This is a genomic window from Mariprofundus sp. KV, assembly GCF_013387475.1.
Taxonomy (GTDB): domain Bacteria; phylum Pseudomonadota; class Zetaproteobacteria; order Mariprofundales; family Mariprofundaceae; genus Mariprofundus.
The window spans coordinates 269,410-281,654 of record NZ_VWNB01000001.1 but is presented as its reverse complement, the minus strand read 5'-3'; the positions used below and the strand labels follow the sequence as shown (position 1 = coordinate 281,654).

Genomic DNA, 12,245 nt, shown 5'->3' with positions numbered 1-12,245 from the left:
TTTCCATGCTCAGGCTATGGGTGATCGCCAGCTGTTTTCCAGCGGTTCTGTGGATGTCGATCTGACACGCCTTGGTTCTGAGATCATGGTTGAGTGGGATGGCAACTGGTGGCTTGGTAGTGATTACAACAAAATGGTTATCCGCTCCCGTGGTGAGGTTGGCAGGCAGCTGCATGCTCATCAGGCGCAGCTGCTCTATAGTCGTTATATCAGCCACTTCTGGGATGCCCGAATTGGTATGAGATATGATCAAAAGCCACTGCCGGGATGGCTTGGCGTGGCTGCAGTCGATGGCTTGGCACCCTATGGCATAGAGACAGGTTTCTCACTCTATCTCGGCGGCAAGCAGGCGCTTACAGGCGAGATTGAACTGGCATGGCCGCTGCAATTGACCCAGAAATGGGTGCTGGAGCCCTATGCAGATATCAGCTGGAGCGGACGAGAGTATATCGCTGCTGATGCCGGGGCAGGCATCAATCTGATCAATGCGGGTCTTATATTTCGTTATGAGTTTAATCGTCACATCGCAACCTATATTGATGTTTACTACGCCACCCACACCGGTTCAACGCGTTCACTTAAGCGTGTAGCTGGAGAAGATGTGGAGCGTGGCGGTGTGAAAATTGGCCTGCGTCTGTTTAATTGGTAATAGCAGGTTTTGGAGAGTTAAATTCTGCGGTAGGGTCTGTTCCTGCCGTTATATCTGAGGAGATCGTATGACAAAAACAACCCTTTCAACACCCATCTGGAGACGCTTTTTGCTCGCAGCTGTTGCCGCGCTACTGATGTCGTGCAATGCAAGTGAGCCGGTAATGGCTACAGAAATAACCATGTATAAGGACCCCAATTGCGGCTGCTGTGGAGCGTGGGCCAAGCATCTGCAAGCGGAAGGTTTCGCTGTTACAGAGGTGTTAAGTGATGATATGGATGCGATCAAGGCCAAGTATGGTGTGGCAGCGAAACTGGCCTCCTGCCATACGGCCATTATCGATGGTTATATCATTGAGGGGCATGTGCCTGCTGAAGATATCAAGCGCCTGCTTAAAGAGCGCCCTGCTGTGGTTGGTTTGACCGCGCCGGGTATGCCGATGCAGTCGCCCGGTATGCAGCCAGAGGGTCTGCCGGCGAAAAACTACAATGTTCTGAGTTTTGAAAAAGACGGCAAAACTGCTGTTTATCACGCCTACTAGGGGTCTATTGATGTCATTTCGTATGAAAAGCGGTTCTGTTGCATTGATGCTGGCAATTATGTTGGGGCTCTCTGCCTGTAGTGAAGAGGCCGCTCCGGTCGCCACCAAGGGTGAGAAGATGCCCAACTTCCCGATGATGTCGCTCTCCGGCGAGGTGGTTGATAGTGATAAGCTGTTTGCCGGTAAGGTGGTGGTACTCAATGCCTGGGCGACCTGGTGTCCGCCTTGTCGCAAGGAGATGCCTGATCTGGTCGCACTCTCCAACCTGCTACCTGCCGATAAATTTCTCGTGGTTGGCCTCTCTGTGGATAATAACCTTGAAGATGTGAAGAGGTTTGTTGATGAAGAGCATGTCACCTTCCCGATGTACTGGGATGAGGGCGGCTCCAAGATTGCCAACCGCATTCTCAAATCATTCCGTTTTCCGGAGACCTATATTCTCAATGCTGAAGGTGTGATTGTTGAGAAGGTGGCCGGTGCATTTCCATGGGCTTCACCTGAGATTATCTCCATCCTTAAGGTGATTCAGCGGACAGGTAAGGTTCCGGCTGTCGAGGAGCCTGCCGCGGCACTCTGATGGCATCAGGGATAGGCTGAAAGCTCAGGCTTTGTTTAACTCCTTCCCAGAATCAGCATGGTAATATCATCACTCTGGGTAGCCTGACCGATAAAGGCCTGAATGCGCTCAGTGAGAAAATCCATGCACGCCTCCGGAGTTTCCGGGCACTCGCCTAACCAGGCCAGCAGTCTGCCCGCACCGAGCATAATGTGGTCGCTATTGCGCGCTTCAGTGATGCCGTCGGTATAGAGCAGCACCATCTCTCCTGGCTCCAGTACCAGTCGTGTGAAATCGTAATCGGCATCGAGGATGATGCCTGCCGGTGGGCCTGATGCCTCATCGTGCTGCCAGATACTCTGGTTGAGTATGTGCACCGGAGGAAGGTGCCCGGCATTGGCAATCTCAAGCTCGCCGCTTTTTGCATCGAGAATCATCAAAATCAGGCTGACAAACATGCCGTTTTTGGCTTTTTTGCAGAGCGAAATATTAAAGCGGTTGAGAATGGATGCTGCTGTGCCGCCATGGGTTAGCTCCATGCGCAGATCACTAAGCACCGTGGACATGATCATCGCTGCCGACACACCTTTGCCGGAAATGTCTCCGATCAGATAGGCGGTACGCCCATCCTGCAGCTGAACGGTATCGTAGAAATCTCCGCCCACCTCAAAAGCCGAATTCATATGGTATGCAACCTGATAACCATCGATCTGCGGCATCTCATTGGGCAGGAACGACTCCTGAATGGATTTAGCCAGTTCAAGGTCATGCTGCAGCAGCTGCTGTTGCATGAGTCGCTCATGGATGCGGGCATTGTCGATGGCGATCGCCACCATCTGCACCAGCGACTCCATAAGCCGTTCATCTGCTGCCGTAAAATCACCATCCTCATGGTTAATCACCTGACTGATGCCGATCAGTTTGCCGTGGGCAATCAGCGGCGTGCAGATCATGTTGCGGGTAACAAAGCCTGTTTCACGATCAAATTCGGAGTTGAAGCGGGGGTCTGCATATACGTCGGTGAGGCGTACGGTCTGCAGGTTCTCTGCTGCCCAGCCAGCGATACCGCTGCCTTTGGGCAGGCGGCAGATCTCTCTGAGCTGATCCTCTTTGTCACCGGAGCAGGCGTGAAATACCAGTTCGCCACTCTTCTCATCATAGAGAAAGAGCGAGCAGCTCTCCGCCTGCATCAGTGACTGGGTAATCTCCATGATCTGCTTGAGCAGAGGACCAAGCTTCAGCTCACCGGCTATCAACTGGTTGATCTTCAGAGCAGTACGCAACCGCTCATTATCTTTTCTGAAGTGCTCCAGTAGCTCGGTTTCCCTATCCAATTCCCCTTCCTCTGTATGCCCGTTCTCTGTTCAGTCAAAAAAGTATGATAATACGTTTGTACTGGCTGTGCTATTGCTCACGTTTGCCCGGCCTGATGCGAGCCGGTGTCACACTGCCTTCACAATGGCTGCAGATCAGTTTGGTATCCAGCGGCTGGCCGCAATCGCTATGGATAAGCAGAGCGCCCTGTTCACCCTCGCTGAACAGCCAGCGGTTGCTCCAGCTCTGCATGGCAACCAGTACCGGAAAAAAGTCACGCCCCTTTGCAGTCAGCTGGTATTCAAAGCGTGGCGGCCGTTCCTGATAGGGGACGCGAATGAGCATTTCAGCCTCTACAAGTGAGTTTAAACGCTGTGATAATACCTTTTTGGAGATGCCGAGATGTTTCTGCAGCGCGTCAAAACGCCTGACACCGTAAAAGAGATCCCGTAGAATGAGAAAACTCCAGCGCTCACCTGTGATATCCAGCAGGCGGGTGATGGGGTCCAGTGATGAGGCCGATGATTCGCTGCTCATGGTGTTACTATAGCAGGTTGCAAAAAGAAACCTACTTTTTGATGTTGGTTTATAATAGATACTGACATTCTTACAACGGTAACTAAAGGAGACTTATGAAGGATTTATGAGTTTCCATTGTAAACCAACTGGCGGTCTGGCTGAGATGGATAGGAGGAGAAGCCTTGCGTCGTAGTAACTTACATCTTTTGGCCAAAATGCGCTTCCTCTCAGATCGCAGGCGTTTTGAGCTCTTTCCTCCCTTTTTCCTGATGCGTGCCAAGATAGATGAGCTGGCAGAAGACTGGAGCAGTGTGAGGATTCGCCTGCCGCTGAACTGGTTCTCAGCCAATGCTGCAGGCAATATGTATGGCGGTTATCAGGCCAGTCTGGCCGATCCGATCCCCTCGCTGGCCTGTCTGAAACGCTTCCCCGGTTACCGGGTAGCCACCAAAAAACTTGAGGTAGATTTTATTCGCGTCGGCAGTTCAGACCTTACCCTGCACTTTGATTTTGATGAGGCTCAGTTTCACGAGATCGAAAAAGAGCTGAAAGAGAGCGGTCGCTCCACCCCCACCTTTGAGATGCAGTTCACACGAGAGGATGGAAAGGTCTGCACACGCATCCTCAATACCGTCGCCATTCGCCCGGAAGGGTATGTCGCGCCACATGAGCATCACGATGACTAAGCGTATAGATTTCTATTTCGACTTTATCAGCCCCTACAGCTATCTGGCGGCAACACAGATCCCCGCTTTTGCCGAGAAGCATGCGGTGGAGGTTCATTGGTTGCCACTCAACCTGCCGCGTCTGATGAGCCTCTCCGGCAATGTTTCTCCTGCCACCATTAAGAACAAAGCGATCTACTCCCTGCGTGATCTCAAGCGCTGGGCTTCCTGTTTGGAAGTGCCCTTCAAAATGATCCGACCCGGCACCTTCGACAGCCGCCCTGCCCTGCGTATTGCCGGTGCGCTAAATGGTAATGACCGTATGACATTCTGTCTGGCCATCTTCGAATCGATCTGGTCAGGCTCAATCGATCCAACCGAACCGGATTGGCTGGAGCAGGTTGTCTCTCTAAAAGAGTTGCCCGCAGAGTGGTTGCAACATCAAAATGAAGATTTCGAAGCCAATACACACGCTGCACTCATGGCTGGCGCATTCGGTGTCCCCAGCTTTGTTCTCAAAAAAGAGAGTGGCCGCCCGGAACTCTTCTTCGGTGTTGATCATATGGACTTTCTTTCTCGCGCCTGTGAATGAACCTCAATGAGAGTTTCGGCCAGATGCGGAAGTTGGATTTAGTCAGTCTGTATCCACAAGGTGTGTCGAAACAGGAACCTGAATCATGTTGCCGGACTCAATGAATTTGACAGGAGAGAGGCCCTTTTGTTGGCAGGGGCCGGAGAGGCAGTCGCCGGTTAGTGGGTCGAAATGGGCGAAGTGGACGTGGCAGACAAGCTGTTGGCCATCTTCTGAGAAGAACTGACCGGGCATCCAGTCCAGCGGAGCTCCGGCATGCGGGCAGCTGTTTTTCCAGGCGCGGTACTGGCCTTGATGGCAGATAAGAAAACCCTGTTCGCTGATATCGGCCTGCTCACCATTGGAGAGGCGGACTCTGGCTTTGAGGTCAAAGCAGACAGCTTCGCCTTCGGCCGGTTTCGCAACAGATTGCCACTGTTGTTGGTCGCTCACATCCCCTCCGGAGACTGCCAGGATAAAATAAAACAGGCGGTTACCCGTCGGTAACCGCCTGACACCTCGAGAGAGGTGGAGATCTCTTGCATAACTATTTTAGACGACTCAGCGAGATTGTCAAAGTTACAACACTATCAGACTTCTAACGCACGTTTATATGCGTTGGCAGCATTCTCGAAATCACCTGCTTCACTGTACCAGTGCGCCAGACTCTGCCACGCATCAGAACAGTCGCCGCTTTCAGCCAGCGCAAGCATCTGCTCAAAAGCGAGGCCGTCGAGTTTGGCGGCATGGGCGAGTTCAGCACGCAGCCAGCGCTCAGAGAGGTTCATCTCGCTCTCTTTGCGTGATTCAAGTTTGCGATAGGCGCGCAGCGCATCCTGTTTCTGGCTGCTGAGCAGGGCGTCAGCGATATCGGGAGCATCATGCTTCTCCAGGTGTGCAAACCAGAGACGGGAAGCAGTAGGGGCTTCACCAGAGACTATCAGACCCAGGCCATAAGCCAGCAACACATCGCTATCTTCCGGCAGCAGGCGGTAAGCCTTGCGCAGATAAGTCATAGCCTGCTCAGGCGCTGCTTCCGAGAGTCGGATATAAGCCATGGCAAGGCGTGGTTTTACCGAATGGGATGAGCGGTGTCCCTGCTTCCACTCCTCTTCAAGCAGTGAGACAAGGCCACGCCAATCCTCCTCCTCTTCGGCAATATCAGCTTTGCGGCTGATGGCCAGCGGAGCACCGGGGTGCAGATGCAGCCATGCATCGATATGGGCTTTGCGGGTAGCAAGATCGGGTTTCTGGTGGGCGGATGGATCAGTGGCAATGCGTGCAGCAAGTACCGTGACCAGTGCATCCTTCTGCTCACTGTCTACCTGCTGATCCTTGGCAGGAATAGCCAGCACTTTAAGCATATCCATCGTCCAGTCAGGCAGTACACCCCTGGCACGTTTGATCGATTTAATACCGAAATCACCACGGTTATCGAGCCACTGACTCAAACCTTCACGCAGCTTTTTCTCCCGGCGTTTACGGCTGCCCATGCGAACCGAGCGCCAGAGAGTGCCCGGGCCTGAGAAGATGGCGCCAACAATGGCGCGCAGCAGGCCGATAATAAGCAGCAGTGCAAACAGCGCGATGAGGAATGCACCCTGGCGGGTTTCAAAAATCCAGCCGAAGGCTTCAATGCGGAGATGCTGATCAGCAATGTTGGGGAATGCGATCAGGGCAACAGCGGTTGCCAGTGCGATTATAAGCAGGAGAACAAGGCGCATTAATACTCTCCTTGAGGGGCCTGGGGCCAGAGTCGGGCGCTTTCACGCAGTGTATGCAGATCTTTCCTGATGGCTGCGAAGTTCTCCGGCAGACCAAGATCGGTGGCAGTTTCACTACTCTGCCCATGCATCGCTTTAACCTGCAGCAGAAGCTCAGCATGCAGGCTCTGCCACTCACCATCACTCGGCCACTTCTCAAGTGTCAGAGAACGCGATGCATCGAGAAGCCGTTCCCGCAGAGAGCCGAGGCGACGGGCCTCCTGCGTGGGTGCCTGACGCAGGTGAAACTGTCCGGTAATCCAGGCCAGCCACGGATGTTCAGGGGTTGGGATAATATCTTCATGCACAGGTGTGGTGAGCGTATCAGCCCATTTCTGCAGCGAGGCCTGCCAGTCACGCAGGCTTTGCACTGTGGCACGGGCCAGCGACTGCATCGATTCTGCCTGACTGCGCTGCTCACTGCTCAGTCCCGGCAGCAGCGAGATCTCCTCCCACGCCAGTTGAATTTGGGGTGCCCTGCTGGCCGGATCAGTAATCCAGCGCAGGCGTACCTGCAGGTTCATTCTCTGCTGTTCGATCAGGCCGTGTTGCAGCGAGCGTTGTGACGCTTCCATGCTCTGCAGTTCACTGCGCAGCTGCTCGATGGTTGAGACAAGCGCCTCCGCCTCTGCAGATGCGGCAGCTTTGCTGCTGGCAGCGACAACTTCAGGCTCAGGCTGCGGAGCAGGTTGATAGAGCGGAGCGTTTTCAGGTTCACTGACCACAACTTCAGGCTCAGAGCTCTGCTGGCTGGCAAACTTCGCCTGCAGTGATTCAAGCAGCGGCATTAGCTGACCATTGGCGGCTAGTCCGCCACCGATAATGATAAGAACCAGTATGATAAAACCGGCAAACCTGGCCAGACCACCAGAGGGTTTGTCTTCGCTGGCCGTCGCTTCAGACGGGGCGGCAGAGATGACGATCTCAGCCTCGCTCTTCTTCTCGGACATATCTTTTTCGTTCTCCATTATCCCTTATCTTCCTTCAGCCAGCGTGCCACGTCCAGCGCATGGTAGGAGAGGATCAGATCCGCACCGGCACGTTTAAAGCTTAGCATTGTTTCCAGTACAACGCGCTTCTCATCGATCCAGCCATTGGCTGCAGCAGCTTTCACCATCGCATATTCACCGGAGACATTGTACACCGCCATAGGCACATTGGTCGCATCTTTTACTTCGCGAATGATATCCATATAAGCCAGTCCGGGTTTGACCATCAGCATGTCTGCGCCCTCTTCAATATCGAGCCACGCCTCTTTCAACGCTTCGCGGCGGTTGGCCGGATCCATCTGATAGGTGGCCCGATCACCAAAACTCGGGGTGGAGTCGGCAGCATCGCGGAACGGTCCGAAATAGCCGGAGGCATATTTAACCGCATAGGACATAATAGGAATATTCTTGAAGCCTGCCTCATCCAGCCCGGCGCGGATGGCCGAGATCATGCCGTCCATCATGCCGGAGGGCGCAACAATATCGACACCGGCCCGGGCATAGGAGGCGGCCTCCTTCTGCAGGTTGAGCAGGGTCTCATCGTTATCAACATCTTCGCCATGCAGTACGCCACAGTGGCCGTGATCGGTGTATTCACAGAAGCAGGTATCAGCAATCACACAAGTTTCAGGGCTGGCCGCTTTGGCTGCACGGATCGCCTGCTGCACAATACCATTATCATCCCAGCCGCCGGAGCCGATGGCATCTTTCTCTGCCGGTATGCCGAACAGGATAATGCCCGGAATACCGAGCGCCGCTACTTGCTGAGTCATCTCGCCAACCATAGAGAGCGGAATGCGGGAGACACCCGGCATACTTTTCACTTCACGCGGTGAGTCGATGGTCTCATCAACAAAAATCGGGTAGATAAAATCGTCTGCAGAGAGTGTTGTCTCGCTCACCATTCGGCGCATGGTCGCGCTTCTGCGCAGGCGGCGGGGACGGACAATCAGATCAGGCAGGGACATAAGAGGGCACCTCTTCAGGGATTAGATTCAAAATACTCAGCCAAACCATCGAGCATGGAGTCAAAACTAGCGCTTTTTGCCACAACCTGCACGTGCAAGCCGAGTTGTTCGGTCTCCTCTGCCATGAATTGACTGATAACGACTACGACAGGGCGATTGGCAAGCTCATTGGAATGAATGCGCTGCAGGTAGTGGCGGGCGGTTTTTGTGCTGCCCAGAAGCACGGCATCAATCTGACCAGCGGCTAGCAGGGCAACGGTTTCAGTAGCATCAGCATCAGGACAGACGGTGTTATAGGCTTCTACCATTTTGACAACAGTTCCCTGCTGCTCCAGTGCCTCCGCGAGCTTCTCTCTGCCCTCTTTAGCCCGGAAGAAGAGCAGCTGTGCAGGCAGGCCATGTTCGCTATACGCGGCAATCAAACCATCCTGTGACGCGATCTCCGGGATGATATCAACACTGATATCCAGTGCTGCGAGTGCAGCAGCTGTTCTGTCACCCACTGCGGCAATGCGTTTGCCGGCCAGCGTGCTTTTCAAGGTGCGATTCTGCTCATGACAGAAGCTGGCCAGCGCGAGCACACCATTGGCGCTGGTAAAGAGCAGATCACTGAACTCCGGAAGTATGGCAACACCCTGCTTGAGCGCATCGGTATTCACCTGCAGCTCAAGGCATGGAAAAGGGATCGGTATAGCAGCGCTGGCGCGCACCATCTTCTCGATGCTGCCCAGCTGGTGAGCAGCACGCGTCAGCAGAATGCGTTTACCTTCAAGTGCAGAGGAGTTCATGTGTCTAATCATGCAATAAGTTCGATGGCTTCGCTATGCTGAATTGGTCAAAGACACTGCATTAAGAGAGGCGTATGATGCCATGCTCCACTCAAAACAGTTGCCAAGAATGCTGATCCGTGATGAAATAATAATAGGAAGCTGAAAATGGCAGTGATTAATCCCATGGACGGGTTCTCAAATTAACACTTACATTGAGTGATAAAGACCGGAAATTTCAGTTCTGGCAATCGACATGCAGCCCAGCAGAGAGCTGGTTGCAAGAGGAAGGAAATGGCTACAAAGAAGGTAAAAGAAGAAACCAGAAAAGTTCTCAAGGATATATTTGGCTACGATGAGTTCCGCCCTATGCAGGAGGAGATCATCTGTAACCTGATTGATGGCAAGGATGCCTTTGTGCTGATGCCAACAGGTGGTGGTAAATCGATCTGTTATCAGATCCCGGCTATCATGCGTGAAGGTACGGGTATTGTTGTTTCACCACTGATCTCTCTGATGAAAGATCAGGTGGATGCACTGACCGCCTGCGGTGTCAAAGCCGCCTATTACAACTCATCACTGAAAGCTGCCGATGCCAAGGATGTGCTGGAACGTTTCGAGTCCGGTAATCTTGACCTGCTTTACGTGGCGCCTGAGCGATTGCTCTCCAAGAGTTTTTTGCAGAAGCTGGAGAAGGTGAAGATCTCCATGTTTGCTGTGGATGAGGCGCACTGTGTTTCACAGTGGGGTCACGATTTCCGCCCTGAATATGTGCGCTTGGGTGAGCTGCGTGAAATCTTCCCAGATGTGCCGATGCTGGCGCTGACTGCAACAGCTGATGAGCATACCCGTGAAGATATCAGTGAACGTCTGCAGCTGACTAAAGCACCGCGTTTTGTGGCCAGCTTTGATCGCCCCAATATCCGCTATCTGGTGGCCGAGAAGCGTCAGCCACTGACCCAGATTCTACAGTTCCTGGAGGGCTGGCCTAATGCCTCCGGTGTGATCTACTGCCTGTCGCGTAAACGGGTGGAGGATCTGGCCGTGAATCTGCAGCGCCACGGCATCAGTGCTGCTGCCTACCACGCCGGTATTCCGGGTCGCTCACGTGAAAAGGTGCAGGATGATTTCCTGCGTGACCGTATCAAAGTGATTGTGGCGACCATCGCCTTCGGTATGGGTGTGGATAAACCCAATGTCCGTTTTGTGATCCATCATGATCTGCCGAAAAGTATTGAGTCCTACTACCAGGAGACAGGCCGTGCCGGTCGTGATGGTCTGGAGTCGGAAGCGTTGATGCTCTACGGCTCCGGCGATGTGAATCTGGTACGACGCCTGATTGAGAATGTTGAAAATATCGATCAGCGCCGCGTTGAGGTGCACAAACTCAACAGTATGGTGGCCTTCTCCGAGGCGCTCACCTGTCGTCGTCGCGTGCTGCTCGGTTACTTTGGTGAAGCGCTCGATGAGTCATGTGGCAACTGCGATATCTGCCTTGATCCGCCTGCAACCTATGATGCAACCGAATTTGCTCAGGCTGCACTGGATTGTGTGCGCGAAGTGAAAGGCCACTTCGGCATGGGTTATATTGTCGACGTACTGCGCGGCTCCACCAACGCCCGTATCCGTGAAAACAAGCATGATAAACTCAAGAGTCATGGTACAGGTTCAGACCTGAATGCCGATGAGTGGACCTCTATTCTGCGTCAGCTTGTGCATCACGGTTACTTTATCCAGGACGTTTCCAAGCGTGCCGCCATGCTGGCGACGAAGAAAGCCGAGCATATCGGAATCGGTGATCCGATCATTCTGGCCAAGTATCAGCCGGGTATTAAACGTCAGTTCAAACGTCTGGGTACCCCTCGAGACGAGCCGCTGTTCAAGAAGCTGGTCAAGCTCAGAGAGAGCATTGCCGAGAAAGAGGATCTGCCGCCGCATGTGGTGTTCAGTGATGTGACGCTAACCGAGCTCTCTCAGCGTAAACCGACCGATGATGATGCCATGCGCACCATCAGTGGTGTCGGCCAGCGCAAACTTGAGGCTTATGGCGCTGCGTTCATTAAGCAGATCAAGGAGCATGTCGAGAAGAACGATGGTGCACTGGAGAGCGTGGGTGGTAAGGATATTCCCAAGCTGATTGCCAAAGGGCCGGGCCTGAACGAGACACAGACCTATACCCTGTCGCTGCAGCGCAAGGGTGGCATGTCGATTGATGAGATTGCTGCTGAGCAGGGTGTTAGCCGGGCGACAGTACTCAAGCATTACGTGGCGATTATTCGAGCCGGACAGTATATCGATGTGCCGGGGCTGATTGGCGAAGACTTTGATACGATCATGGCTGAGCTGGATGATGCCGATCCCTACGCATCGCTGACCGAGATTAAACGTGATCTTACTGTCGATCTCGATAACGATGAATTCCGACTGATACTGGCCTGGCGAGAAGCAATCGGCGTCGCATAAGCTGCGATCAGGATTGGCCTATTTGGCGTTAAGCGTCGCTTCTCATGCCTTGATTCGTCTCATTAGAAGCACAAGGAAGCGTTGTAAATCAATAAAAAGCCCGGGTTTCCCGGGCTTTTTTATGCTTATAAAATATCGAGCACACTCTCGGGAGGTCTGCCTATGGCGGCTTTGTCGTCATGGATGACAATCGGGCGCTCAATTACCTTCGGGTAGGATAACATCAGTGCAATAGCCTCGGCACGATCCAGCGATTTACCTTTGATATACTCCCTGTAGTCAGCCTCGCCTTTGCGCATAAGCGCCTCCGGCTCCATATCGAGCATGGTCAGTATCTGATCCAGTTCCGCTGCACTCGGCGGTGTGTTGAGGTATTCGATAACCTCAGGTTCAAAGCCCTGCTCTTTGATCAGAGCAAGTGTCTGCCGTGACTTGCTGCAACGTGGATTATGGTAGATTTTCAGACTCATGGTTTCCCCT

General features: G+C 53.3%; 14 protein-coding genes. 6 read left to right on the top strand and 8 right to left on the bottom strand.

The window, feature by feature from the left end; translation table 11 throughout:
- The first annotated feature begins 16 nt into the window (after positions 1-16).
- The 3 genes from F3F93_RS01530 to F3F93_RS01520 all read left to right on the top strand — a co-directional run bounded on the left by F3F93_RS01530 (position 17) and on the right by F3F93_RS01520 (position 1,767).
- Positions 17-649, top strand: coding sequence for a copper resistance protein B (locus F3F93_RS01530; protein WP_176957387.1), 633 nt, complete (start codon positions 17-19; stop codon positions 647-649).
- 67 nt (positions 650-716) lie between these two features.
- A complete protein-coding gene (locus F3F93_RS01525) occupies positions 717-1,190 on the top strand; it encodes a DUF411 domain-containing protein (RefSeq protein WP_176957386.1) in 474 nt (157 codons plus the stop codon).
- Positions 1,191-1,200: 10 nt separating this feature from the next.
- A complete protein-coding gene (locus F3F93_RS01520; protein ID WP_176957385.1) occupies positions 1,201-1,767 on the top strand; it encodes a TlpA disulfide reductase family protein in 567 nt (188 codons plus the stop codon).
- 35 nt (positions 1,768-1,802) lie between these two features.
- Here F3F93_RS01520 and F3F93_RS01515 read toward each other — a convergent pair whose 3' ends face one another.
- Both F3F93_RS01515 and F3F93_RS01510 read right to left on the bottom strand, forming a co-directional pair.
- Positions 1,803-3,080, bottom strand: a complete 1,278-nt coding sequence (locus F3F93_RS01515; protein WP_206675350.1) for a GAF domain-containing SpoIIE family protein phosphatase — start codon at positions 3,078-3,080, stop codon at positions 1,803-1,805.
- A 70-nt stretch (positions 3,081-3,150) separates the two neighbouring features.
- Positions 3,151-3,597, bottom strand: a complete 447-nt coding sequence (locus tag F3F93_RS01510; protein ID WP_176957384.1) for a helix-turn-helix domain-containing protein — start codon at positions 3,595-3,597, stop codon at positions 3,151-3,153.
- Between the two features lie 164 nt (positions 3,598-3,761).
- Here F3F93_RS01510 and F3F93_RS01505 point away from each other — a divergent pair, with 164 nt between their 5' ends.
- Entirely contained in the window at positions 3,762-4,265 is a 504-nt protein-coding gene (locus F3F93_RS01505; protein WP_241696877.1) for a PaaI family thioesterase, read from the top strand.
- Positions 4,258-4,836 carry a 2-hydroxychromene-2-carboxylate isomerase gene (locus F3F93_RS01500; RefSeq protein ID WP_176957383.1) on the top strand — a complete coding sequence of 193 codons (579 nt, stop codon included), beginning with the start codon at positions 4,258-4,260 and terminating at the stop codon, positions 4,834-4,836. Before F3F93_RS01505 ends, F3F93_RS01500 begins: the two co-directional genes overlap by 8 nt.
- Before the next feature lie 42 nt (positions 4,837-4,878).
- Here the strand turns inward: F3F93_RS01500 and F3F93_RS01495 are convergent, their stop codons facing one another.
- From F3F93_RS01495 to F3F93_RS01475, 5 genes are all read right to left on the bottom strand, one after another.
- Positions 4,879-5,268 carry a Rieske 2Fe-2S domain-containing protein gene (locus F3F93_RS01495; protein WP_176957382.1) on the bottom strand — a complete coding sequence of 130 codons (390 nt, stop codon included), beginning with the start codon at positions 5,266-5,268 and terminating at the stop codon, positions 4,879-4,881.
- A gap of 137 nt (positions 5,269-5,405) precedes the next feature.
- Positions 5,406-6,539 carry a hypothetical protein gene (locus F3F93_RS01490; RefSeq protein WP_176957381.1) on the bottom strand — a complete coding sequence of 378 codons (1,134 nt, stop codon included), beginning with the start codon at positions 6,537-6,539 and terminating at the stop codon, positions 5,406-5,408.
- Positions 6,539-7,546: a hypothetical protein gene (locus F3F93_RS01485; protein WP_176957380.1), complete on the bottom strand. Its 1,008-nt coding sequence runs from the start codon at positions 7,544-7,546 to the stop codon at positions 6,539-6,541. Before F3F93_RS01485 ends, F3F93_RS01490 begins: the two co-directional genes overlap by 1 nt.
- On the bottom strand, positions 7,546-8,535 hold the full coding sequence (gene hemB, locus F3F93_RS01480) for a porphobilinogen synthase (RefSeq protein WP_176957379.1): 990 nt from the start codon (positions 8,533-8,535) through the stop codon (positions 7,546-7,548). Before hemB ends, F3F93_RS01485 begins: the two co-directional genes overlap by 1 nt.
- Positions 8,536-8,549: 14 nt before the next feature.
- On the bottom strand, positions 8,550-9,323 hold the full coding sequence (locus F3F93_RS01475) for a uroporphyrinogen-III synthase (RefSeq protein WP_176957378.1): 774 nt from the start codon (positions 9,321-9,323) through the stop codon (positions 8,550-8,552).
- 273 nt (positions 9,324-9,596) lie between these two features.
- Here F3F93_RS01475 and recQ point away from each other — a divergent pair, with 273 nt between their 5' ends.
- Positions 9,597-11,765, top strand: a complete 2,169-nt coding sequence (recQ, locus tag F3F93_RS01470) for a DNA helicase RecQ (protein ID WP_176957377.1) — start codon at positions 9,597-9,599, stop codon at positions 11,763-11,765.
- 125 nt (positions 11,766-11,890) lie between these two features.
- On the opposite strand, the gene arsC is transcribed toward recQ, so the two are convergent.
- Positions 11,891-12,235 (bottom strand): arsenate reductase (glutaredoxin), encoded by a 345-nt coding sequence (arsC, locus tag F3F93_RS01465; RefSeq protein ID WP_176957376.1) that lies wholly within the window; start codon positions 12,233-12,235, stop codon positions 11,891-11,893.
- Between the last annotated feature and the right edge of the window lie 10 nt (positions 12,236-12,245).